The sequence below is a fragment of the Clostridium vincentii genome, from assembly GCF_002995745.1.
In the GTDB taxonomy this organism is placed as follows: Bacteria; Bacillota; Clostridia; order Clostridiales; family Clostridiaceae; genus Clostridium; species Clostridium vincentii.
The window spans coordinates 1-24,520 of record NZ_PVXQ01000039.1; the positions used below are offsets into that span (position 1 = coordinate 1).

27 protein-coding genes are annotated in these 24,520 nt (G+C 29.8%); 21 read left to right on the top strand and 6 right to left on the bottom strand.

Going from position 1 to position 24,520, the window contains the following annotated elements:
• Nucleotides 1-86 precede the first annotated feature (86 nt).
• The 4 genes from mngB to CLVI_RS14110 form a co-directional block, all read right to left on the bottom strand.
• Complete coding sequence (gene mngB, locus CLVI_RS14095; protein WP_106060772.1) at nt 87-2,786, bottom strand: mannosylglycerate hydrolase; 2,700 nt, start codon at nt 2,784-2,786, stop codon at nt 87-89.
• 86 nt (nt 2,787-2,872) lie between these two features.
• Nucleotides 2,873-3,982 (bottom strand): PTS fructose transporter subunit IIC, encoded by a 1,110-nt coding sequence (locus tag CLVI_RS14100; RefSeq protein ID WP_106060773.1) that lies wholly within the window; start codon nt 3,980-3,982, stop codon nt 2,873-2,875.
• 141 nt (nt 3,983-4,123) lie between these two features.
• A complete protein-coding gene (locus tag CLVI_RS14105) occupies nt 4,124-4,441 on the bottom strand; it encodes a PTS fructose transporter subunit IIB (protein WP_106060774.1) in 318 nt (105 codons plus the stop codon).
• Nucleotides 4,442-4,443: 2 nt separating this feature from the next.
• A complete protein-coding gene (locus CLVI_RS14110; protein WP_106060775.1) occupies nt 4,444-4,893 on the bottom strand; it encodes a PTS sugar transporter subunit IIA in 450 nt (149 codons plus the stop codon).
• 255 nt (nt 4,894-5,148) lie between these two features.
• Between CLVI_RS14110 and CLVI_RS17895 the strand changes: the two genes are divergently transcribed.
• The 12 genes from CLVI_RS17895 (at nt 5,149) to CLVI_RS14160 (ending at nt 13,438) form a co-directional block, all read left to right on the top strand.
• Complete coding sequence (locus CLVI_RS17895; protein ID WP_242980715.1) at nt 5,149-6,276, top strand: BglG family transcription antiterminator; 1,128 nt, start codon at nt 5,149-5,151, stop codon at nt 6,274-6,276.
• Nucleotides 6,277-6,381: 105 nt separating this feature from the next.
• On the top strand, nt 6,382-7,086 hold the full coding sequence (locus CLVI_RS17900; protein WP_242980719.1) for a PTS sugar transporter subunit IIA: 705 nt from the start codon (nt 6,382-6,384) through the stop codon (nt 7,084-7,086).
• Between the two features lie 319 nt (nt 7,087-7,405).
• Nucleotides 7,406-8,032, top strand: a complete 627-nt coding sequence (locus CLVI_RS14120) for a class I SAM-dependent methyltransferase (protein WP_106060776.1) — start codon at nt 7,406-7,408, stop codon at nt 8,030-8,032.
• A gap of 15 nt (nt 8,033-8,047) precedes the next feature.
• The gene (locus CLVI_RS14125) at nt 8,048-8,227 is read left to right on the top strand and encodes a hypothetical protein (protein ID WP_106060777.1); all 180 of its coding nucleotides are present in this window, start codon (nt 8,048-8,050) and stop codon (nt 8,225-8,227) included.
• On the top strand, nt 8,224-8,712 hold the full coding sequence (locus CLVI_RS14130; protein WP_106060778.1) for a GNAT family N-acetyltransferase: 489 nt from the start codon (nt 8,224-8,226) through the stop codon (nt 8,710-8,712). Before CLVI_RS14125 ends, CLVI_RS14130 begins: the two co-directional genes overlap by 4 nt.
• Before the next feature lie 51 nt (nt 8,713-8,763).
• Entirely contained in the window at nt 8,764-9,267 is a 504-nt protein-coding gene (locus CLVI_RS14135; RefSeq protein ID WP_106060779.1) for a GNAT family N-acetyltransferase, read from the top strand.
• A gap of 61 nt (nt 9,268-9,328) precedes the next feature.
• Nucleotides 9,329-9,499, top strand: a complete 171-nt coding sequence (locus CLVI_RS17525; RefSeq protein WP_170065683.1) for a hypothetical protein — start codon at nt 9,329-9,331, stop codon at nt 9,497-9,499.
• Nucleotides 9,500-9,730: 231 nt separating this feature from the next.
• On the top strand, nt 9,731-11,359 hold the full coding sequence (locus CLVI_RS14140) for a putative polysaccharide biosynthesis protein (RefSeq protein WP_106060780.1): 1,629 nt from the start codon (nt 9,731-9,733) through the stop codon (nt 11,357-11,359).
• A 152-nt stretch (nt 11,360-11,511) separates the two neighbouring features.
• Nucleotides 11,512-11,664, top strand: a complete 153-nt coding sequence (locus tag CLVI_RS17530; protein WP_170065684.1) for a hypothetical protein — start codon at nt 11,512-11,514, stop codon at nt 11,662-11,664.
• 107 nt (nt 11,665-11,771) lie between these two features.
• Nucleotides 11,772-12,395, top strand: coding sequence for a class I SAM-dependent DNA methyltransferase (locus CLVI_RS14150; RefSeq protein ID WP_106060781.1), 624 nt, complete (start codon nt 11,772-11,774; stop codon nt 12,393-12,395).
• A gap of 36 nt (nt 12,396-12,431) precedes the next feature.
• On the top strand, nt 12,432-12,668 hold the full coding sequence (locus tag CLVI_RS14155) for a hypothetical protein (protein ID WP_106060782.1): 237 nt from the start codon (nt 12,432-12,434) through the stop codon (nt 12,666-12,668).
• A 248-nt stretch (nt 12,669-12,916) separates the two neighbouring features.
• Nucleotides 12,917-13,438, top strand: a complete 522-nt coding sequence (locus CLVI_RS14160; protein ID WP_106060783.1) for a DUF2798 domain-containing protein — start codon at nt 12,917-12,919, stop codon at nt 13,436-13,438.
• A gap of 161 nt (nt 13,439-13,599) precedes the next feature.
• Here CLVI_RS14160 and cooS read toward each other — a convergent pair whose 3' ends face one another.
• Both cooS and CLVI_RS14170 read right to left on the bottom strand, forming a co-directional pair.
• The gene (gene cooS, locus CLVI_RS14165; RefSeq protein ID WP_106060784.1) at nt 13,600-15,474 is read right to left on the bottom strand and encodes an anaerobic carbon-monoxide dehydrogenase catalytic subunit; all 1,875 of its coding nucleotides are present in this window, start codon (nt 15,472-15,474) and stop codon (nt 13,600-13,602) included.
• A 125-nt stretch (nt 15,475-15,599) separates the two neighbouring features.
• Nucleotides 15,600-16,013, bottom strand: coding sequence for an RrF2 family transcriptional regulator (locus tag CLVI_RS14170; RefSeq protein ID WP_106060785.1), 414 nt, complete (start codon nt 16,011-16,013; stop codon nt 15,600-15,602).
• 198 nt (nt 16,014-16,211) lie between these two features.
• Between CLVI_RS14170 and CLVI_RS14175 the strand changes: the two genes are divergently transcribed.
• The 9 genes from CLVI_RS14175 to CLVI_RS14215 all read left to right on the top strand — a co-directional run bounded on the left by CLVI_RS14175 (nt 16,212) and on the right by CLVI_RS14215 (nt 24,519).
• Nucleotides 16,212-16,520, top strand: a complete 309-nt coding sequence (locus CLVI_RS14175) for a DUF6442 family protein (protein WP_106060786.1) — start codon at nt 16,212-16,214, stop codon at nt 16,518-16,520.
• A 4-nt stretch (nt 16,521-16,524) separates the two neighbouring features.
• Nucleotides 16,525-16,734, top strand: coding sequence for a helix-turn-helix transcriptional regulator (locus CLVI_RS14180; RefSeq protein WP_106060787.1), 210 nt, complete (start codon nt 16,525-16,527; stop codon nt 16,732-16,734).
• Nucleotides 16,735-16,754: 20 nt separating this feature from the next.
• Nucleotides 16,755-16,988 (top strand): DUF1653 domain-containing protein, encoded by a 234-nt coding sequence (locus CLVI_RS14185; RefSeq protein WP_106060788.1) that lies wholly within the window; start codon nt 16,755-16,757, stop codon nt 16,986-16,988.
• Nucleotides 16,989-17,166: 178 nt separating this feature from the next.
• Entirely contained in the window at nt 17,167-17,568 is a 402-nt protein-coding gene (mntA, locus tag CLVI_RS14190; RefSeq protein WP_106060789.1) for a type VII toxin-antitoxin system MntA family adenylyltransferase antitoxin, read from the top strand.
• Nucleotides 17,558-17,965 (top strand): type VII toxin-antitoxin system HepT family RNase toxin, encoded by a 408-nt coding sequence (hepT, locus tag CLVI_RS14195; protein WP_106060790.1) that lies wholly within the window; start codon nt 17,558-17,560, stop codon nt 17,963-17,965. Before mntA ends, hepT begins: the two co-directional genes overlap by 11 nt.
• A 575-nt stretch (nt 17,966-18,540) precedes the next feature.
• Nucleotides 18,541-19,995, top strand: coding sequence for a glycoside hydrolase family 68 protein (locus CLVI_RS14200; protein WP_106060791.1), 1,455 nt, complete (start codon nt 18,541-18,543; stop codon nt 19,993-19,995).
• A gap of 118 nt (nt 19,996-20,113) precedes the next feature.
• Nucleotides 20,114-21,652 carry a glycoside hydrolase family 32 protein gene (locus CLVI_RS14205; RefSeq protein ID WP_242980717.1) on the top strand — a complete coding sequence of 513 codons (1,539 nt, stop codon included), beginning with the start codon at nt 20,114-20,116 and terminating at the stop codon, nt 21,650-21,652.
• A gap of 184 nt (nt 21,653-21,836) precedes the next feature.
• Nucleotides 21,837-22,991 (top strand): Wadjet anti-phage system protein JetD domain-containing protein, encoded by a 1,155-nt coding sequence (locus CLVI_RS14210; protein WP_106060793.1) that lies wholly within the window; start codon nt 21,837-21,839, stop codon nt 22,989-22,991.
• Nucleotides 22,984-24,519 carry a hypothetical protein gene (locus tag CLVI_RS14215; protein ID WP_106060794.1) on the top strand — a complete coding sequence of 512 codons (1,536 nt, stop codon included), beginning with the start codon at nt 22,984-22,986 and terminating at the stop codon, nt 24,517-24,519. The genes CLVI_RS14210 and CLVI_RS14215 overlap by 8 nt, the downstream gene beginning before the upstream one ends.
• Nucleotide 24,520 lies beyond the last annotated feature (1 nt).

Genomic DNA, 24,520 nt, shown 5'->3' on the forward strand with positions numbered 1-24,520 from the left:
TGATCCAGATTTATTTAAATCACTATTTCCATGGAGTAATCTTCCTGCTGAATGCTATTTAAATAAAAAGGATTGAAAATAAGCGGTTAATGACTGTCAACGTGACGAGTTATTAACCGCTTACTTATAGTTTGTACTTTACAATGAGTTAATGTATTGGGTACTATACAATTATTCACTATTAGAATTTCATTTTCTTTTAAATAACTTTCATCAAGCATTGTATTATAGGCGTTCTTATATTCTTTATTAAATATAATCTTACCTTTTGTTTCTTCTGTTTTCATTGGGTTAAATATTCTAATTGCTAAACCAGTACCTTTTTCTTGCTTCTTTAATGAACTTAAAGCAAAATTCTCATTTTCAAATTCAAGTAAGCTATATTTATTTTCATATACCTTTTCTTCATCTCTTAATGCAAATATCATTCTGCCATTTAAGAAGTCAGCATATTCATAAACTTGAATTGGAGTTAAATATCTTTTTGCTAAATTAGCAATATTAGCTTTATCGAATTCATTATTGTAAATATGAATTCCAAAAGTGAAATTTAGCTTTCCTAGTAGTTGTGAATTTGGGGTTTCTACTATTTTTTCGCCTGAGGACCTACCTGGTCTGTATAGTAAATTTTCTTTCCCCATGTGGCTAAAACTTCTAAATAGAGTTAATGCTATAGTATCAAATTTTTCTCCAACTATTTGATATTCACGAACCCCTTCAGTGAATAGTGCTAGTCCTCTTTCTCCATCTTCTAATGTAACAAAACTTTGCATTGGTTCTATAGTTATTGGCTTTTCTTGCCATAGGGCCTCATTTGCTTTCCAAAGTTTTATTTCTTCCCTTAGTACAGTTTGTCTACTTATTACACCGAATTGTTGATCTGCAATAGACAATTTTGATGCAATTTCAGTATTGAATAAAACTCTAACTCTATGAGATAATGCTTTATTGTCAACATCTATATGAAATAGTATTATATTCTTGTCATCATCTAATGAGATTTTCATTTCTACTCGCATGTCTACAGAAACATTTCCAATAGATCGTTCATCTAAAGATGCTGGTAATTTCATAGAATATTTTAATATTAACTCTTCTTGTATTTCAGATTTTAAAGCAGTAACTTCTGATTTGAAATCTAAAGAAGATATTATTAAGTCTTTTCTTGGGGGAGAGTAGTTGTATGAATCTCCATCGTCCCCATTTTCCTCAAGTATAGCTTGAGTGGAATAAAGTCTATTAGAGATCTTATCCATAACGTTAATTGAACCATTTTCATTTGCTGAGATCTTATAATATTTATTTTCTATTTCAGTTTCTTTATTTTCTTTAACTGAAAGCTTATTTTTTTTGTTTAATTCAAATACAACTTGGCAATATCCTACAGAAGGAACATCTTCTGCTTTAAGTACTATCTTAGCTTTATATACCTTGCTTGGTACATAGATTTTCTTGCTTGGATTTAATCTTATAGTTTGAGCTAAAACATAATCACTTATATCTTCTTTTGACTTTATTACATATTTAAGTTCTTTTCCGTCTATAGTCTTAATTATAAAATCTTCTTCAGGAACAAAAGCTTCAAATTCAATTACTTCAGTTCTATTTTTAGGTGAGGCGTTAAATAATGTTAATGTAATTTCTTCATTATTATTTTTAATCTTTGTTGATACTAATCTCATATGAAGATCCAATAGATTTATTGATAAATCCCTAGCTTGCTTATATCTCATATAAACATCTTCATTAGTAGTATCACTATTACATGATCCAATACTATCATGAGCAGCATTTTCAAACATTAACTTCCATATATCTCTCATAGTTGTATGGGGGTAGTCATTGCCTAAAGAATAACTCATGGTTAAAATAGGTTCAACAACATTTACTATATAGTTTTCCAAATGATTATTCATCATCTTTAAATCTGATCTTGATGAAAAAATAGATTTATGGATTCTCATATGTTTCCCATTAACAAATTCTCCTTCAAGTTCTTTAAAATCACTTCGCTCAGACTTAACACTACTAATATAATTTTCTATAGTACTCATAATATATTCATTTTCATCATCTATATCATTTGCCTTTTTTAATATCTCTGGAAGATTAACTCTTATAGGTGCTTGGTCAAAACCATTTGGGAAGTAGATATTATTTGTACTTGCCTTTTCCTTAAGTTTGCCTATTTGTTCCTTTAAGTAAACTTTTAATTCTTTTTCATCTTCAGGAATATTACCACCATAATAATATCCAAAAGGAATTTGCACTGCAAAAGCTACAGTCCCATCAGAACCCTTCCAGTTAAACTCTGTTGAATCAACCATATCATCTGAAACCCCTCTCCAAAATAAAGAATCCTTTATTCCGAAGCCGCTATAAATCTGTGGCATTTGAGCTGATTGTCCAAAAGAATCTGGAACATATCCAACCTTCATATAATTACCAAACTCTTTACATCTTTCAATTCCATAATATAAGTTTCTTACAATTGACTCACCAGATATAACAAGTTGATCTGTTTGAGTATACCAAGGCCCAATTATTAATTTACCTTTTTGAACTAATGACTTTATTCTTTCTTCATCATTTGGCATCCATTTTAAATAATCATCAAGAAGTGATGCTTGAGCATCAATCATAAAGTATTTAAATTCATCATTACTTTCTAATGTATCTAAAACATCTTTAAAATCCTTCATTAAGTATATCTTTGATCTTGAAGTTGTAAAATACCATTCTCTATCCCAATGGCTGTGTGGTACAACATGAACTATATTCTTCATAATTTCTTCCTTCTAAATAAGGCTATCTCAAAGCTCTAATTAATTTGCTTGTTTTAGAGTTAAATTTGAGATAGCCTTTAGTTTTCTTATGACATTTCTAAAATTATTTCCTCATCATCTTCTTTACTCTTTGCTCCTTCTTCGTCATCATTGAAATCAACGAAGATGGTGGATAAAATTGCTATTGTGAATGATCCTACAATGGCACCAATCAAATATGCCCAACCGGAACCTACTGAAATAAATCCATATAATCCACCAATTGGAGGCATTATAGCGTGAGCTCCTAATAATGCTGTAAGACCAGCGCCTAACGCACAACCTATCATATTAACAGGAATTAATTTCAATGGATTAAAGAGTGTATATGGAATTGCTCCTTCTGTAATACCTATAAAGCCCATAATTAAATTACCTTTGCCTGCTTCTCTAAAAGATTCTGAAAATCTTGATTTTCTAATTAATGTAGCAATACCATATCCTAATGGTGGTATAACTATTGCACAGTTAATTAAAATTGCTGGTAAGTAAACCCCTTCTGTAAGTAATACATTTCCAGCCATCCATGCTGATTTATTTACAGGTCCACCTAAGTCAAATCCAATCATTGCGCCTAAAATCACAGCTAATAGAATAACATTTGTTCCATTTGCGCACATTGATTTAATCCATTCAATAAGGGATATATTAATCATTGATAAAGGACCTGATAATATTACGCCCATTAAAAGTGCAATTGTTCCAACAGTAATAAGCGGTAAAATAATAAGAGGAACCATAGAAGCCGCAGCCCCAGGAATTTGCACTTTTTCTTTTATAAATTTAGCAACATAACCTGCTACAAAACCTGCTATAACTGCACCTAGGAAACCTGCCTTTGTATTGGTTGCAATTTGTCCTCCAATAAAACCTGCTGCTAAAGCTGGTTTATCACCAATGGAGTAAGCTATAAACCCTCCTAATATAGTATTAAGCATACCAACTCCTACCCAGCCGGATTGCTCTACTAAATACAATATATGATATATACCAGTTGCATCTTTATATTGTCCGAAATCAGTTATGCCAACAGTTAATCCTATAAGTTTAGGTACTGCAACTACTAGTGATGCTCCTATAATTAGTGGCAACATATATGAAATACCAGTCATTAAATGACCCTTTAATTCTTTAAGAAATGAATTACTTTTTTTCATGATAGAACCTCCTAGATTTAATTTTTGATTTATAAACTGTTTATTATATCTTATAAATGCTATAATAATAATGAAATATTTCATAGATATACTTATTTTTTAGTAAGTATATTGTGTGGTCTCATTCTTGCAGGAATGAGACTATTTTTGTTTTTCAAGAGCTTCGACGCATTTTGTTAAAACTGTATCAGGTTGTTTAAGTGCAACTCCTATCTTAACTGTTATGACCTTTTTGCCTTCAAATCTTTCCATGCCATCAATATGTTGATCTGAGGCAACTAATACAAAATCTGCTTCTTGTACTTCCTCTGGAGTTATTCCATTTATTCTCTCCATAATTCCTTGTTGTTCAACTTTGATTTCATAACCTAATCTTTTTCCAGCTTGGCTTAAAGCTTTTGCTGCCATGGGTGTATGAGCGAGTCCTGCTGGGCATGCGGTAATTGCTACAATTTTCATTTTTATTCCTCCTTCATTTTTGCTGATATATATTTTATTAAACTGCTTTTGTCATCTGAAGATATTATTTCTTGTTTAAAATCATCTTCCATTAAACAAGTAGCAAGTTTGGACAACATCATTAAATGTATATTATTCTCATTTTCTTCTGGTACCATAAGACTAAATATATACCTTACATTGCTTCCATCAAAAGTTTCCCATTCTAATTCCTTTTTTGTCTTAATGTAAAATATTGAAGGCTTAATAACATTAGCGCTTTTAGCATGTGGAATTGCAAATCCATCCTCTATCCCAGTGGAGTCCTCTGATTCTCTTGCTAGAAGATCCTTAAGTAGTCCTCCTTCATCTGTAGCAACTCCGTTTTCTACAGCTTTTTTTGCTAGAAATTTGAATAAGTCCACTTTCGTCTCTATTTCTACATTTAGAAATACATTTTTTTCATTTAACATTACAAATTCATATCTCCTCTCGTTGAAATTGATTACACTCTTAATATAAATCATTTACATTAAAACCTAAACATATAATATTTCCACTTTAAAGTGGAAGTTGTTACGCTAAAGTATAGCTTTACACTATCTAATATTTGACTTAGTATATTATATAATGTAGTCAATTTTCAACATTATTTTCATTTACAAAATATTTTGTAAAGAATATATGTTATACATATTAAATTTTTCACAACAAGGGGAGGAAATTAATTGTTTATTCAAAAAAGACTTCTTATTTTATTTGAACTTTTGAACAAAGATGAATCTAGAATTTCTTGTAAAACTTTAAGTAAGATGACAAGTGTAAGTGAGAGAACAATAAGAGGAGATATCACGTCACTAAATTCCATTCTTAAAAGCCATGGAGCTACAATAAAAATAAAAAGAAATGAAGGGTATTACATTGATATTTTAGATTTAAATAGCTATCAGCAATATTTAGCAGAGAATACTCAGGAAATTATGGAGGATAATGAAATACCAAATTCCCCAATTGAACGGAATAAATATATTTTACGATACCTTTTATATAATAATGACTATCTGAAACTTGAAGATTTAGCAGATAAATTATTTGTTAGTAAGACAACTATATTAAATGACATAAAAAAGATAAAATCTATTCTATCTAAATACAATCTTAACCTTATATCAAAACCTTATTATGGAATTAAAATTCAGGGGAATGAACTAAATATAAGAAAGTGTATTTCTGAGAATATAATAAATAGAGATTTTGAGAATTATATTTTAGGGATAACTGATGAAGAAATAGAAGTATTTAAAGACATTGATTTAAAAAAGCTTCAAGAAATAGTCTTAAGAAATGTTCATGAATACAATATAGAATTCTCTGATTTTAGTTTGAAAAATTTTATAATCCATCTAGCTATTGTTATTAGTAGACTTAAGAAGGGCTATACATTAGAAGATGAATTAGAAATATTAACTGAAGATGCTACTATTAGAAGTGCTATAAAACTTATTTTTGAAGAAGTTCAAACTTACTTCAATGTTAATATTCTCTTAAATGAAAAGATATATATATATAATCACTTTAAATCAAAAAGTACTCCTAAATTAACAGTTAAAGATAATACTGATGAAAAAATAGTGAATTATACTGAAGACTTACTAGGATATATATATACTCATTATAATTTTGATCTAAGAAATGATAATATTCTACTTAATAATTTGCTACTGCATTTTAAATCAATTTTAAATTCAAAATATTATAACTTAAATAAGATAAATCCACTTATAAACACTATAAAAAGTAATTATCCCCTTGCTTTTGAAATAACTTTAACAGCTGTAGAAAATGTTTTTAAATAATCTATTTATACTTTTACTGAAGATGAAATAGGTTATGTTTCTCTACATATCGGTGCAGCAATAGAAAGATATTTTGATGAAAATATTACTTGCAAAAAAGTCGTAATAGTATGTGGTTCTGGTTATGGGACAAGTAGATTATTAGAGACAAGACTTAATAAAGTATTTAGGAACAAGTTAGATATAGTGGAGTGTCTATCATATAATAAATATCTTATAAAAGATTTAAGTGATATTGACTTAATAATATCAACTATTCCCCTTGAAAGTAAACAATGTCCTGTGATATCAGTTGATTTCGCTTTACTAAATAAAGATATTGAAGGAATTTCTAAAGCTTTAACTGATGAAGTTATTATATCTAACAAAGTATTAAGTGAGTATTTTGATGTTAATCTATTTTTAAAGAATCCTAAAATAAGCAAAAAGGAAGAGTTATTAACCTTAATGTGTGACACTTTAAATGAAAATAATATAATATTACCATCCTTTAAAGAATCTGTTTTTTATAGGGAAACTCTTTCTTCAACTAATATAGATGATTTTTTAGCTATTCCTCATCCAATGGATTTAAGTGCAATTTCAACTAAAATATGTGTTGCTATTTTAGATGATCCTATTTTATGGAACAAGGATACTACTGTGAATTTAGTTTTCATGCTTGCCATTAATAAAGATGATTATTTTGAAATGGATAAAATTTATGATGTATTTCTCAAAATAATTAATAGGGATGACTTGAAACAATCTATACTAAATTGTAGTTCTTATGAGAGGTTTTTAGAGTTGCTACAATATACAGTCAGCTAAAGTATCAAGTACAAGCATATCATTACAGTAAAATCTAATGGGATGCTTTTTTTTGTTACTGATAACTATAGATCTTCTTTAATGATAAGAAGAGAAAAGATTAATAGGGGCTAGATATAAGCGGTTAAGAGTAGAGAAGCTAAGAAATAAGATTCTCTTAAGTTTCAAGGATTAAAGAAGAAGTATTTTTAAAATATGCTACAATAAGGATATGTTTGTGAGAATTCGAGACGGTAGTAGAAATGGATTTAATTAGGAGTGCAATATGAAAAGACAATCTGGAAAGATATTAGCACTAGATTAAGATAAGGAGAAGTAGATGACAAACAGCAAAAATATTTTCAAAGAAAATTCAAAAACTAATTTTGATAAACAAGCTGAACATTACGATGAAGGATTTGATGGTAAATTTGTAAAAGTAATGTACGATGAGATAATTAGAAGAGTAAATGATATTAATCCAAAATCTTTATTAGATGTTGGATGTGGTACAGGAAACATATTATTAAAGTTATGTGGAAATAAAAATATAAAATTATATGGATTAGATCTTTCAGAAAAAATGATTGAAACAGCTGAAAATAAACTTAATGGTAGAGCAGAATTAAAAGTTGGCGATGCAGAATTCATGCCTTGGCAAGAGAATAGTTTTGAAGTGATTATATGTAATGCATCATTTCACCATTATCCCAATCCAGAAAAGGTATTATTGGAAATGAAAAGATTATTAAAAGAAAACGGTAAAGTAGTTATTGGAGATCCTACTGCACCATTAATTTTAAGACAAGCAATGAATTTATTCTGCAAGATTAGCAATAATGGAGATTATAAAATATACTCTAAAAAAGAAATTAAAGAGCTTTTAATAAAATGTGGATTTAAGCCTTTTGATTTCAAAAGAATAAATTATAGAAGTTTTGCTATTAATGCATATGTTGAAAAATAAAAAGGGGGAATAACTTTGAAACAAATAAGGATATTTACAAATGGAAGTATGTTTGATTTAGCAGAAGAAGTAAATGATTTTATAAAAAACAATAACACAGAAATTCATGATATACAGTATAGTACAACTTCTACTGGCTGGTTTATTGCAACAACTCAACAACATTCGGCTATGATAGTTTGGGAAGAAAAATGAGCAATTATTTGATTAGAGAAATGGACCCAGATGAAATAAGTATTCTTAAAGATATGCTATACGAAGCTATTTTTCAGCCAGATGAAACAAATCTCTTGCCGCGAGAAGTTATTCAGCAACCAGAATTAAGTGTTTTTATTAATAATTGGGGACAATCTGATGATTTATGCCTTGTTGCAGAGAGTGATGGCAAAATAGTTGGTGCAGTATGGACAAGGATTTTGGCTGGAGAAGTAAAAGGGTTTGGAAATATAGATGATCAGACCCCTGAATTTGCAATTTCCTTATACAAGGAATATAGAAATCAAGGTATTGGAACTGCTCTAATGAAACAGATGTTACAGAACTTAAAGGCTCGTGGGTATAAGAAGACCTCTTTGGCTGTACAACAAGAAAATTACGCTGTTAATATGTATAAGAATGTTGGTTTTGAAATAGTGGCAAAACTTGAAGAAGAATATTTAATGGTTTGTGATTTGAGTTAACACAACTGTAAAATAAATTAAAGACTATATAATTAGAGGGAGAAAAAATACATGGAGTTCGAATTAAGGGAATGGAGAAATAGTGATGCTGAAAATGTTGCTAAATATGCAAATAATATTAATATAGCAAATAATTTGAGAAATATATTTCCACATCCATACACTATTGAAGATGCAAAGTGGTATGTAAATAGTTGTGCAAGCAATGATGAGACTTGCCAATGTACAAGAGCTATTGTTGTTAATGGGGAAGCTGTTGGAAGTATAGGGATTTTTATTAAAGATGATGTATATTGCAAAAGTGGGGAAATAGGATATTGGTTGGGTGAACCTTTTTGGAATAAAGGAATTGTTAGTGAAGCAATAAAGCAAATATGTGACTTGGTATTTCAAAAATATGATGTTGTAAGGATTTTCTCAGAACCTTATGCAAGAAATCTTGGATCTAGAAAAGTGCTTGAAAAGGCAGGGTTTGAATTAGAGGGAGTTTTGAAAAAGAGTGTATATAAAAATGGTGTAATTTTTGATTCTTGTATTTACGCTTTAATAAAATGAATTGACGTGTTGGGAAATACAAAGTAAGGAAAATTTATATTTTGTGAAGAGGTGAACAAAAATGAAAAAGACAATTTCTCCCCTGTTGGTAATAGGACTTCTCATAGTTGCGACGCATTCGATAATGGATAGATTCTTTACGCCAATGCCCAATTGGCTTGCAATACCGCTACTTGTAGTGGCAATTATTTTGATAGTTGTCGGTGGACTTAAATCGAGAAAGGAAAAATAAAGTAAGGACTTATAAATTTTAGATTGAGTCATTTAATTACTTGGAACACTTATAGGAGATTTAATAATTAAACCTAATAATATGAAAAGAGAAGCTTGTCCAAATAGAGTGGATAAGCTTTTCTTAAGTTTCAAGAATTAAAGAAGATGTATTTCCCAAATATAATACAATAAGGATATATTTGTGAGAATTCGAGACGGTAGTAGAAATGGATTTAATGAGGAGTATAATATGAAAAAACAATCAGTATCAAATGGATTTGCAATATTAACGGTAGGTTCAATGATAGTTAAAATAATATCTTTACTATACGTAATACTAATAACTCTTGTTTTAGAAAAGGAGGGTTATGGAGTATACTCGGCTGTCTATGTAATTTTTACATTTATATATGTTGTTACTAATTCGGGTATATCCGTTGCTACGGCAAAAGTATTATCTGAACTAATTGCAAAAAGACGGTATAAGGATACCGAAAGAAGTTTTAAATTAATACTTCTATTTATGGCTCTAGCGGGACTTATCATGTCTATAATGATGTATTTTTTTGCAGTACCATTATCTATATTGGTAAAGTTTCCTAAGGCAGCTATAGCAATTAAAACTCTATCTCCTGCAATTTTCTTTACATCTATACTTTCTGTTTATCGTGGGTATTTTCAAGGAAGTGGCAATATGATACCTACAGCTGTATCTCAAATAATAGAGCAATTAATAAATGTAGCAAGTAGTATGCTATTTGCAGGTTTGTTAATGAAATATGGAATTGAGTATGGTTGTGCAGGGGCAACAGTCGGTACTTCTTTTGGAGCCTTTGTATCAATTATATATATGATGTGTATTTATAAAAAAAATAAAATTACTATTAGCAATGAAGAAGAATTGCAATTTACTAATAGAAGCTTTAGTGCAAAAATCCTTATGAAAAAGATTCTTAAATATGCAATTCCTATAACAATATGTCTTGGTATGCAGAATGCAGGTAGCCTTATAGATATGGCTAACGTAAAAGATAGATTGTTAGTTGGAGGGTTTAGTGAAAGTATTGCAAGTACTTTATTTGGGGTAATAAGTCAATTTAATACATTGATAAGTGTACCTATTACAATTATTTCAGCACTTTCAATGGCACTATTACCGTCGATATCAGCTTCAAATATATTGGGGGAAGGAAAGGAGATACAAAGGAAAATTATATACTCTTTTAGGATCTGTTTAATTATTGCTATACCTTCTGCCATTAGATTGGCTATTTTAGGTAAACCGATATATGACATGCTTTTTCCAAAAATGGCAGAAGGTTATAAGTTCATGGTGTTTGGTTCAATTATTGTAGTTTTATGGTCAATAGTTTTAATTCAAACAACAATACTACAAGGTATTGGGAAATTGTATAAAGCCACAATGTATATTTTAGTGGGTATAATATTCAAAGTATTTATAAATTATAATGTAGTCTCAATTCATAATATTAATATTTATGGTGCATTATTGGGAAATATAACATACTTTATAATTCCATTAATACTTAATCATATGCTTTTACGTAGGACATTAAAAATAAAATTATCACTGTTTAGAATTTCACTCAAGCCACTTATTTCAGCATTGATTATGGGTATTATGATTTATCCTTCTCAATATTTGCTGCTTAAACTTTTTGAGTTATTTGGTAATACATATTTATCAAATGCACTTTCAACTTTTTTAACAATCATTTTAGGTGGATTCATTTATGTTTATATATTAGCTCTAACAAAAGGGATAGATGATCAGGACTTAGGATTAATACCGCCTTCAATAATAAAATTAATACCTAAGGTGATATTAAAAAAAATAAAAAAGAAGCGTTGTAATTAAGAGGATGATTAATCTGGAAAAGAAATTAAAGAGATTTTAATAAAAGGTGGATTTAAACCTTTTGATTTCAAAAAAATAAATTATAAAAGTTTTGCTATTAATGCATATGTTGAAAATTAAAAAGTGAAATAAAGTAAAAGGGGTGCGTTAATATGAAGTTTATACCATTAATAATTATGGTAGCACTTAGTATAAGTTTCGTTATATATGGGATTAAGAAGCATAATAAATCATGGAAATATGCAGGTGCTGTATTAATAATTATAGTTGTTCTTTCTAATTTAGTAGACAACTGTGACTTTTAGTAAGTATGTTATTGAAGCAGAGAGTTTAGAATAAATGAAGGAGAGAATATGTTGATTTACTTAGTGAACAAAATCAGAATAGGTGAATTTAGGGAGGAGATTTAATAATGAGTTTTGATGACTATGCTAAAACTTGGGATACTGACAAAAGAATTAATAGAGCAAAAATAATAGCAGATAAAATAAGCAATTCAATTGATATTAATAAGGATTATTCTGCTATGGAGTTTGGCTGTGGAACTGGTCTTGTAAGTTTCAATCTTTATAATAAATTCAAAGAAATTACACTTATTGATTCATCAAAAGGGATGATAGATATACTCAACTCTAAAATTAATAAATATAAAGTAAATAACATGGTTATAAATCATTTAGATATATCTGATGGAAATTCATTAGATGTAAAGTTTGATGTTATTTATAATTCTATGGTATTACATCATATTCAGAATACTTCATCAACAATAAAGAACTTTTATGAATTACTTAATGAAGACGGTTATTTATGCATTGTGGATTTGGATGAAGAAGACGGTAGTTTTCATAAAGATTATTCGGACTTTGATGGACATAATGGTTTTAATCAGGAGGAATTAAAGAATATTTTAAGTATGGCTGGATTTAAACATATAGAATCAAATACCTTTTTTTATGATGAAAAAATTGTAGAAGGTCAAAAAGTTAATTATTCTCTATTTTTGATGAAGGCAAGGAAGTATACAAATCCTTAGTTGAGTATTTGTATTTAATATAATTGGGGGGATGATATGGAAAATAATAAAAAAAATAAATTGTGGGTTGATATTATAACCTTTTTAATAGGATTTCAAATAGCCAATAATATGAATACTTATTTAGGGTTTAAGACAGATGAAATTTTTTCACTGCTTTTTGCTAAAAGTATTGGAATAATGATAATTTGCTTTATTCCTGTATACTTCCTTGTTTTAGCAAGTAGGAACATATGGGGAAGGAAAAGAAAAGAAGTGATAAACTTATATTAATTATCATGATTACTTTTGCAGGTATTTTAATTATATTATCCGCAATATCTATAATCATGCCAACCTTTTTATATGTTAATTCAATTGTATTTATTTGTTTTGGAATAATATATTTATAAAATTAGGGTATTACATGAATAAAAATATTATGATATACTATCAAAGTAAATGAGTTGTACCGACGGTCAGATCAATTGTCGTCGGTGCAGCGCATTTTTTTTTGTTTAAATAAAATGAAGGAGGAAATTATGGAACAATCTATGCCTAGAAATCAAAAAGAAGGAATTATTTATGGGGGTATTATATGTGCATTGACTTGCAGTTTCATGGCAACTATGAATATTAGTATTAATATGGGTGGAATGTCAAGAGCAGCTCTAGTTACAATAGTAAAAGCAATTCCAGTAGTTTTTATAATTGCAATGATACTTGAAGGGCTTATTGTAGGGAAGGTAGCAGATAAACTAGTTAGTGTTTTTAGTTCACCAACAGATAGTGTTAATGCTCATATTCTGTTTAGGACATTTTTTACCGTTATTGGTATGTCCATTATTATGACAATTATAGGAGGGATTTTAGCAAGTGGGTTCAGTCTGGAAGTCATTAAAGAGTTCTCAATTTCCTGGCCACGTAACTTTTGTATAGTTATATTTTTGGAACTGCTTATTGTACAGCCTATTGCAAGAAATGTAATGAGAATAATGCATGTGAGCCAAGAAAAATATCAAATCAAGAATGAAACTGATTTGGATGATGGGTTCAGTGCATAGAAACAAAAATGGTTTCAGCAATTAACAATTCTTATATATTGTTAAAAGCATTACTAATTAAAATTAAACATAAAAAAGCGAAACTTGTCCCTATATAAGGGATAAGCTTCGCTTAGTTTTCAAGAATTAAAGAATAGAGAATTTAGGAACTTAAGTCTGAGCTAAATGTGCAATCCAATTCTTCTATCTTCAATAATTTTTTCTAATATATCAGCTGCTTTAACTACATCATCTTCAACTATAAGTTTACCACCTGTTATATTTACTAGATCTTCTTGTAAAACTTTAGTTACAAATTCACTTCCATCTATGAATGGTGAAATAGCAACGTGTACTGGTAATCCTAGTGATAATCCAAATGCGGCATCAGCTAATGCTTGTTCTTCAAGCCATTGTGGTGCTGATAATACAAGTGGAAGATCAGGTATATCTATACCTAAATATTCTGCAAGTTCAGTTGCTACCATTTCTAATCTTCCAATTGCAAGGCATGGACCAAAGTTTAATACTGGTGGAATGCCAAGCGATTTACATACTTCCTTTAAGCTATCCCCTGCAAGGTCAGCTGCACCAGGTGACATAAGACCTACATTTTCAAGTCCTCCTGACGAACAACCTGCTGAAAGTACTAAGATATTTCTCTTTATAAGTTCTTTAGTAAGTTCTACAGTAAACATGTCATGACCTTTTCCTGTTAAACTAGAGCATCCAACAACGCCTGCAATTCCTTTAATTTTACCTTGCGCGATTAGATCTACAAGGGGTTTCCAATCACCACCTAAAAATTCTTTTAATGAACCTTCGCTAACTCCTGTTACTACATCATCATGACCATGATCTTTAGGAATATCTATTGTAATAACATTTCTTCTGTTTGCATAACTTTCTAATGCTGCATCTATAATTTTATCACTTACGGATTCTGCATTAGCCATATCAAACTTTATATATTCAGCATCTTTTTTCTTAGCAACATCATCTATACAAATAGTTTTCACCTTAAACTGTTCAGCGACTATCTCAAGACCTGGTATTGTACAATTAAATTCTGATACAATTAAATCTATACCACCTGTTGCAATAACTGCTTCACTTGTATAGTTATTTCCAGCATGACCTGAGAACACTTCTTTGTAATGTTCGCCTCTTAATTGCAAATCTTGTCCTACGCATGTACATCCGACTAATCTAAAGCCTTTGGCTCCAAGTTCTATTGCTTTTTTCTTAACATCCTCATCTATTAATTTATCTTGAAGATGGGCAATATCTGAATGTTGATGCCCTGTTATCATTATGTTTATATAATCCTCATCTATAACCCTAAAACCTACTTTTGCTTGTCTGATTTTGGGAGCACCAAGAATAACATCATTTAAAAGATTAGTGAGCATTAAGCCATATATTCCTGTAGTAACCCCAAGACTTAAGGCATTAAATAACATATCTATAGGATCACTATTTAAATTCGTTGATGTTTTTACTATAGCATCAAAAACTTCTGATTTAGCACCTCCTGGTAATATGTTTAACTCTTCCCACTTTTTATATCTTGGAGGATAAGCTAGCTTTTTTACTAATTCCATTTTTTCAAATCTAGGCTTGTACAGATCTTTTAAAACTGCATCTGCAACCTTGATTGATTTTTGATTTACATCTGTTTCTACAATATCAAAAAGTTTTGCAAGTTTATCTAATGTTTCTGGGCTCTTTATTTTAACATTGCCGTATCCTTCACCAATACTCTTTAAGTTTCTTGCTGTAGTTTCTACTACATGAAGATAACATGCGGAACCTGCGGCTATAGCTCTTAAAAAGTTTCTTGAAACTATAGTGTCGGCATCTGCACCACAAACTCCTCTTGGGGATTTAGGAGTTATTTTACAAGGCCCATTTGAACAGAGTTTACAACATACTCCTTGTTTCCCGAATTTACATTTTGATTTTTGACTTTCAACTCTATTAAAAGACGTTTCCACATCTTCTTTTGTTGCTAAAAAGTCACATAATTTACAATCTGCTGATTTACACATTGACATATTAATCGTCTCCTTACATTTAAATTTTATATATTAAAAGCTTATTTAAAAGTATACTTTTTTGGTATACTTTTAAACAAATATAAAAGGCTTTCGCCCTTAATATTCCTTATCATAACTAAAAATCACCAAGGGTCATTTTTTAGTTCTTCAAAGTTTACTTTTTCTAACTCGTCTACTAATGTATTTTGAATACCACTCAAGGCTCTATGAATAGAACAGTTTCCTGTTTTATTAGCGCTACATGCTTTCTCATCATAAATACATCTAGTTATTATAATTGGACCTTGGATAGCTTCAACTACATTCTTTAAGGTTATATCCTTAGGTTCCTTTGTTATAGCATAGCCACCATTAACCCCTCTGAAGGATTTAACTATACCTGATTGGGTAAGTTTTCTAGTTAACTTTAATAAGAATCTAAGAGGGATACTTCCTTTTTCTGATAAATACTTGGCATCTAATCTATTGCCTAAACCTTCTTTACATAACATAAGTACTATTCTAAATGCATAATCTGATTCTTGATTAATATTCATATATTCGACCCCTTAAAGTACACCTAATTGGTATACTTTATGATAGTATACATTTTTAGTGTTGTCAATATTTAATCAAGTATACTTATAATAATGTAAAGTTATATTATTATAATGATAAGCGTACTTGACACTTAATCTGAAACTGTGTTATATTGGAAACAAAGAAACAAAGAGACAAAGAGGAGAGTTTTAAAAATGAATAAAGATGAAATTTTAATAAAAAGTAAAAATGTAGGATTAGATGAAAGAGAGCAGAGTGTATGGTTAACTTCATTTGGCTTTGGCAATATTATCGCATTAGTTTTGTGTTTTATATTTGCGACTATAAATGGGATAAGAGGTCAAAGCTATAATGAATTTGTTACCATTGTATTCGCTTCACAATCAGCAACAAATTTCTATCAATATAAAAGGTTAAAAGGTAATAAGACTTTACTTATAACTGGTATTGTAAGTGGCTTTGTGGCAATAGCAGCTTTTATATTGTTTATTATAAAAGGGTGATGGAATGAGAGTAGAATTAGTTTTAAAAAATCGTTTAAAAGTGGCAAGAGCAGAAAAAGAATTATCTCAGGGTGCCCTTGCGGAGATGGTTGGAGTATCGCGACAGACTATTAGTTCCATAGAAACAGGTCAGTTTTGCCCAACAGCAAAACTTGCACTTGTTCTATGTGTTGCATTGGATAAAAAATTTGAAGATTTATTTTATTTTGAGTAAAATAAAGAAGGGGTGATACAATGAATAAAATAGAAGAAATGAGACCTTATAGACATTTTAAAGGTAACTTATACTATGTGCATAATATTGTGATACATACAGAAACTAGAGAAGAATTAGTGTCGTATCAAGCTTTATATCCACCATATAAAATGTATGTTAGACCAATACAAATGTTTTCAGAAGAAATAGATATAAATAGAGAAGATAATATTACAAATCAGAAATATAGGTTTGAATTATATAAGGGTTAATAAATTAGAATTTGGATTACTAATGTATTTTAATAAATTACAAGAAATATTAAATTAATAAATGATTATTTGTAGACTATATTAACTTCTGATAAAATAAAGGTATGATTAACGAAAGCAAATACAGTAGTGTGGGAATTACCTGTAGAAAGTATTAAATTTGTTTAGGAGGGGAATTTTGGAGATTCAATTAAATCAAGCTATTGAAATTTTAAAAGAAAAATTCAACCCTATAGTAATATATTTATTTGGTTCAGGTGCTAAAAATAAACTTAGAGATGATAGTGATATTGATATTGCGTTTTTAACTGATAAGGATGTGGATCCTTATGAATGTTTTATGAAAGCACAAGAATTGGCTGATATCTTTAATAGAGAAGTAGATCTAATAAATTTAACTAAATCATCTACTGTGTTTATTGCTCAAGTAATTGGTACTGGTAAAATAATATATTGTAATGATGACACTAAGCGCATGTATTTTGAAATGCGAGCGTTTAAGGCCTATGCAATGTTAAATGAAGAACGTGAAGTTATTTTAAATAAAATTAAAGAGAGAGGTACTGTATATGGGAAATGATGTTATTTTCAATAAAATTGAAACTATTGAAAGATGTATAAACAGAATTAAAGCAGTCTATGATAATAATCTAGATAATTTAAATGACTATACAAAGCAGGATTCTATAATTTTAAATATACAAAGATCATGCGAAGCTGCTATAGATTTAGCAATGCATATTATATCAGAAAAAAATTTAGGTATACCGCAGAATAGCAGAGATTCTTTTGAAGTACTTAACTCTAATAATATAATAGATGATGAGTTGAACAAAAAGATGAAATCTATGGTAGGGTTTAGAAATATTGCAGTTCATGATTATAAAGCGTTAAATTTGAGGATTGTACAAGTTATTATTGAAAGTCATTTAAAAGATTTTAGCGATTATATTTATTGCATTAATAAGTTATTATAAGAAAACTCAACATTTTGAGTATCATACTCGGGATAAAAATTAAAGTGAACACTAATAAACATAATAACTTTAAATAAGGAAGAGGCACTCAAAATTTTGGTGCCTCTTCCTTTTAATTTATTATATTAATAAAATTATATACCGTTTTACGTTATAAATATTAAATTTAATTCTTCTATCCTAAATAATTTTTTCGAGAATATCATCCTTTTATCCCTACGACAACTATCTTGCCATTTAGGGAAATCGTGTAATTATGATGAATTAGCCGGATTTGTTAGTTGATTGTCGATGTAAAGGAACTAATCTGATTTGGAATATTTGACGAGAATTCGTTATCTATGGTAATTTGGCTTTAGACATGTCGTGTCGTATTGTGTCACAAAATGTTATGAAATTTAAAGCCTTATTAAAGTGAAAAAGTGATTCATATGTAAAATTATACTTTCAGCATTGAAATGAACTTTATGTGGGACCGGTAACGGAAAACTTTAGGGGTTGTATAATTAGATAATGTTGCAAAGTTACACTTTTATGGCAGAATAGAAAAAAATAAATATTAAGGTGGTTAATTAATGATTAATTCGAAAATTGGAAAATTTGTTTTGAGTGCTTCTCTTACTGGAGCATTACTTGTAGGAAGTGAAACGGTGACTTTTGCGAAAAACGTTAGTGCTGATTACAATGAAACTTATGACATTTCTCATATGACTCGTTCTGATATGCTGAAAATACCAGAACAACAAAAGAATCCAGAATTTAAAGTTCCTCAATTTGATATGTCAACAATAAAAAACATCGATTCAGCAAAAGGTACAGATACTGCGGGTAACCCTGTTGATTTAGATGTTTGGGATAGCTGGCCACTTCAAAACGCTGATGGAACAGTTGCAAATTATAATGGATACAATATTAATTTTGCTTTAGCAGGAGATCCTGAAAAAGGAGGAGATACATTTGTTCACATGTTTTATCAAAAAATAGGTGACACCTCCGTTGATAGTTGGAAAAGTACAGGTAGAGTATTTAAGCCTACTGATAAAGACGTTCCAAATGATGCTTTGCTAAAAAACCAATCTGAAGAGTGGTCAGGTTCTGCAACCTTAACATCTGATGGACAAGTTCGATTGTTTTATACAAATAGAGAAGCTTGGACACTGGATACCGGACATTATGGTAAACAAACCTTAACAACGGCTCAAATCAATATATCTGAGCCTGATGCTAATACACTTAAGATTGATGGAGTAGAAGATTATAAATCTATCTTTGATGGTGGAGACGGTACAATTTATCAAAATGTTCAACAAGGTATCGCAACACAAAATGATAATCATACATTAAGAGATCCTCACTATGTTGAAGATAACGGTCGTAAATATCTTGTCTTTGAAGCCAATACAGGAACAGAAGTTGGTTATCAAGGCGATGAATCTCTATACAACAAGGCTTACTATGGAAAAAGTGAAAATTTATTCCAAACAGAAAAAAATAAATTGTTAGAAAGTCCTAAAAAAGAACTTGCATCTTTAGCAAATGGTGCACTAGGTATCATTGAATTAAACGATGATTATTCTTTGAAAAAAGTAATGAAACCATTGATTACAGCTAATACAATAACAGATGAAATCGAACGTCCCAACATATTTAAAATGAATGATAAATGGTATTTGTTTACAGACTCTAGAGGAGCAAAAATGACTATTGATGGATTAGGCGATGAAGATGTATACATGTTAGGATTTGTTGCCGATTCATTAACTGGAGAATACAAACCATTAAATAAAACAGGCCTTGTAATAAACATGGATCAAGACCCTATGGATCCAACGTTTACTTACTCTCACTTTGCTATACCTCAAGCAGATAGTAATAATGTGGTTATTACAAGTTATATGACGAACAGAGGGGCCTTTGAAGACCAAAAATCAACCTTTGCTCCAAGCTATTTAATGAACATTAAAGGATCAAAAACATCCATTGTACCAGATAGCATCCTTGAGCAAGGACAACTTACGAATAATAAGTAATAGTAAATAACTAAAAATGCCGATTGAATATCGGCATTTTTTTGCAGATAAATCTATAACAAACATGTATAATTATCGCAGCAGGCAGAAAATGAACGAGAAAAGTGGAGGTGCTTATTTGGAAAAAAGAAAAATTAATAAGAAAGTATATAAACTATTAGCTATATTAACAATCTGTTTGGGGGTATTATTAATTATATTCTTACTTTCCAATAATCAAGATTCAACTTATCGGGCAACATATCACTTCACAACGCCTGATGAATGGAAAAATGATCCACAAAAACCTATATTTATTGATGGAAAGTATCACTACTATTATCTCTATAATAGTGATTATCCAAATGGTAATGGTACGGAATGGCGGCAGGCGACATCAGAGGATTTGGTAAACTGGAAAGATGAGAGGGTAGCTATTCCTAAATATACAAATGAAAATGGGGATATATGGTCGGGATCCGTCGTTGTTGACACCAAAAATACGGCAGGTTTTGGAACAGACGCTATTGTGGCCATCGTAACACAGCCCTCTGCAAATGGCGGTCAGCAGGAACAATTTCTTTGGTACAGTACGGACAAAGGCGGAACGTTTAAATCTTATGGCGACAAACCCATTTTGTCAAATTTGGGCTCAAAAGATTTTAGAGATCCGAAAATCATCTGGGATCCGCAGACAGAGAAATGGGTAATGCTCTTGGCGGAAGGGACGAAGATTGGCTTCTATGAATCTGATAATTTGAAAGATTGGAACTATACATCTGGCTTCTCTACAGAAAATATAGGTATTGTAGAATGTCCAGATCTCTTTATGATGAGGGCAAATGATGGGACGTACAAGTGGGTTCTAGGTGCCAGCGCCAATGGTAAATCTGAAGGTGAACCCAATACTTATGCGTATTGGATCGGAAATTATAATGGAAAAGAATTTGCCACTGATAAAAGTGAACCGCAATGGCTGGATTATGGCTTTGACTGGTATGCAAGCGTGACGTTTGAGGACGGCAACAACAGTGATAAATTCACGAAACGTTATGCTTTAGCCTGGATGAATAATTGGGATTATCAAAACAATACCCCAACAATGCAGGATGGCTTCAATGGAACAGATTCGATTGTGCGCCAGATAAGTTTGAAGAAACAAGTGGACACTACATATAGTCTGATCTCACAGCCAGTCGAAAGCTTGGATAGCTTGACAACGTCAACTGACAATTTTGATGAAATTCAAGTGAGTGGATCAAAGACACTGGAAGTTCAGGGTGAAGCGTACCAACTTGATGCGGATATAAGTTGGTCTGATGCTAAGAATGTAGGATTTATGCTTCGAGAATCAGCAGATAAAAAACGTCATATTGACGTAGGAATTTCCATTGAAGGCCAATACTCTTATGTTAATAGAGATTTTACAGAACAACCCGACAAAAGTCGAAAATATGTTGAAAGCAGCGCGCCATTTGATACAAGTAAGAAGATGGTTCATGTAAAGATTCTCGTTGATAAAACAAGTATAGAAGTATTTGTTGATGATGGTAAGATTACTTACTCAAGTGAAGTATTTCCTGATTTAAATGATAAAGGAATAACCCTTTTTTCTATTGGCGGTAAATCCATTTTTCAAAATGTTGTAATCAAACACTTTAGTTCCATTAATAAGTAAAATGATATAACAATTATAAAAGCATTTTATTAGAGTAAAATCTAATGAAATGCTTTTTTCTTTAAGTAACAACACAATTTAGAAATTATATGATTAAACCTTGAAGCAGGCTGTGTTTAAATTGTAAATAAACGACTATAATAGAGATATAAGATATATATGATGAAAAGAAAGGGGGAAACTCATGTTTGAAGAGATATATAAGAATATTGTAAAAAATCTTAAAGGTTATAAAAATAAAACTATTGATATAGAAACGTTACTTGCCTTTTCCCATGATAATGATAACCGGGTAAATTTTATTAGGGCAATTCACTATAATTTATTTGAAGATATTATTGTTAAGTTATGTAGAGATGGTAAATTGAAGTCTCGTGGGAAAGTAGCAAAAGGTCATAGAATTCACTCTAAATTTAATGTAATTGATAATGTTAATAATAAGGAAAAAGATAATAAAATAATCCTTGAGATAAGTAAGCTAAATCTGAAAAATCTTGATTATTATTTTAAGAATCAGGAAGAATATAAAAATCATAAGAAGTATTTACTAAAGCTTAATGACTATTATATTCTGCCATCAAAACCTTATCTTACATCAAATGAATTATCTTTTAAGCTCTTTAACGATGAAAAATTTTTTGAAAATCCTAAAACTAAGAAGAATTTAGGATTAGAAATTATGCTGAATCTAAAAATAAAATATGAGGATTTTAACTGTTATAGAACACAGGAGCCATTTTTCTACTATATAAAAGAAAGCTTTTTTCAAAAAGAGAGTAGAGAAATTCTAATTATTGAAAACAAGGATACTTATACCACATTAAAAATTAAAAAGCTATGCGAAGGCTTTGATATGATTATTTATGGTGAAGGAAAAAAGATTATAAGTTCCTTTGAATTAGCAAATGACTATCATATAAATTTGAATGATAACATTAAATACTTTGGGGATATAGATAGTGAAGGGTTTCTAATATATAAACTATTTAAAGAGAAGTTTTTCAGGTATAATATAAAGATTTGTAGACCTTTATATTCAATACTTTTAGATAGTTTTGATATTAATGTCTTACCAAGACTTAGGAACTTTTTATTGGATGAAGGGTTTGAGGCCCAATATGTACAAGGTGAGGATATACTAAATATGAAAAGTAGCAATCTTGGGAAATACTGCTTCACAGAACCTAAAGTATTAAGTTGTGCTATAGAAGTAGTTAATTCGGAATTTGAAACTTGTTACTCAAATAAGCTTATTGAGATATTAAACAGCAAGAAGTATATACCCCAGGAAGCAATTGCCTTAATAGATATAGATCAGGAGCTGATAAATTTTGAATAAAGAATTCAATTATATTGATGAGATAATAAGTGAACATAATGAAAGAATGCAAAATCTAAAAAGGTATTATCCTTTTTTTAAGATTAGGGAGATATCTTTAGATTTATTTAAGGAAGGCAAATATCAATTCATTGATATGGGATACATAGTGATAGCAACGTTAAGGTTATTTATAGAAGAAAATAATTTTAACGACATGGGAGTTTCCTTTGAACAGTTCTCTTTGTTTACCACAGAGATTTTAAAACGAGATTATGATTTGTACTTAGATGAAAAAGAAAACATGCAACTTATAAATTATATTTTTGACAAAATTATAAATGATGGAAAGCCTTTTGCTTATAATTACTTTGACCCTAAGGAAAAGAAGAAGATGTCCTCTAGAATAAAGCTAATTGAATCTAAAATACAGGATAATACCATCCGTTATTACATAACATCAGAAGCCATTGAATTTTACCTTGATACAAAGGAAATAAAAGATGAGAGTAAAATAAGTATTCAACAGATACTGCTGTCTAAAATGATTGAGTCAAAGAATTTTAAGGGCGGTATTGAAGTTGTAAAAAGAATTAATAATGAAGTTAGTAAACTTATGTATAGAAAAAATGAGATTTTGAACATTTTAAGCTATAACGTTTTTGAAGGAATAAGGGCCTCAGAAGAACTTTTTAACACTAGTATGAAATGGTTTGATGAGGAACAAGGCCTTTTTGATAAAAATAAGAGACTTATAGAACTAGCCCTTGAAAGGATAGAGGAAAATGCTAACCTTGATAATGAAGAGGACTTTTTAAAAAATAGAGAATTTATTTATAATCTAGAAACTGAGATTAAACGGGCTATTTCAAAGCATAGTGAGCTTTTAAATTCTTCTACTGACCTTAAGATAAAATCAGATGAAATTATTAAAAAGGTTACTTTAAATAAACTTAAAATGTCTTTTGACTTTAAAACTGTCTATGAAAAAACTCTGCTTTTAGATAATGTTGAATTACTTAAGTACCTTATGAATCCCTTATTAAAAATAAAGTTTAACAAGACTTTTAATTTAAAAAGTCAAGATGAACTCTTAACCTATAGACCAAATAATGAAGAAGAAATAGAGGAAGTTATCCTTGATGAGGAAATAGAATATACCTCCCTTGATGATATCGAGGATGAAAGAATATCCCATAACTTCATAATATTTATGGAGCTATTAATGAAGTGTCTTCTAGATAAGGGAGAATTCTCCTTAAGAGAGTTTAATCAGTATTTAGTAGAAAAGTTTAAAGGAGATATTTTAAAAAATGGAGACTATTATTCCTTTGTACTTCATATTGCACAAAAAAGTTATTATGATATATCTAAACTTCAAGAGGATGAAAAAACTATCTTTGATAAAATAATTATTAATATATTAACGACTAAAAACCAGAATGAGTTTATAGGCTTGAAATTTAAAGTAACACCAATACCAGAGGATGAAATAGAAATATCATCTTTATTTAAGATTACCAATATAAAATTTGAAAGGGTTGAATAAC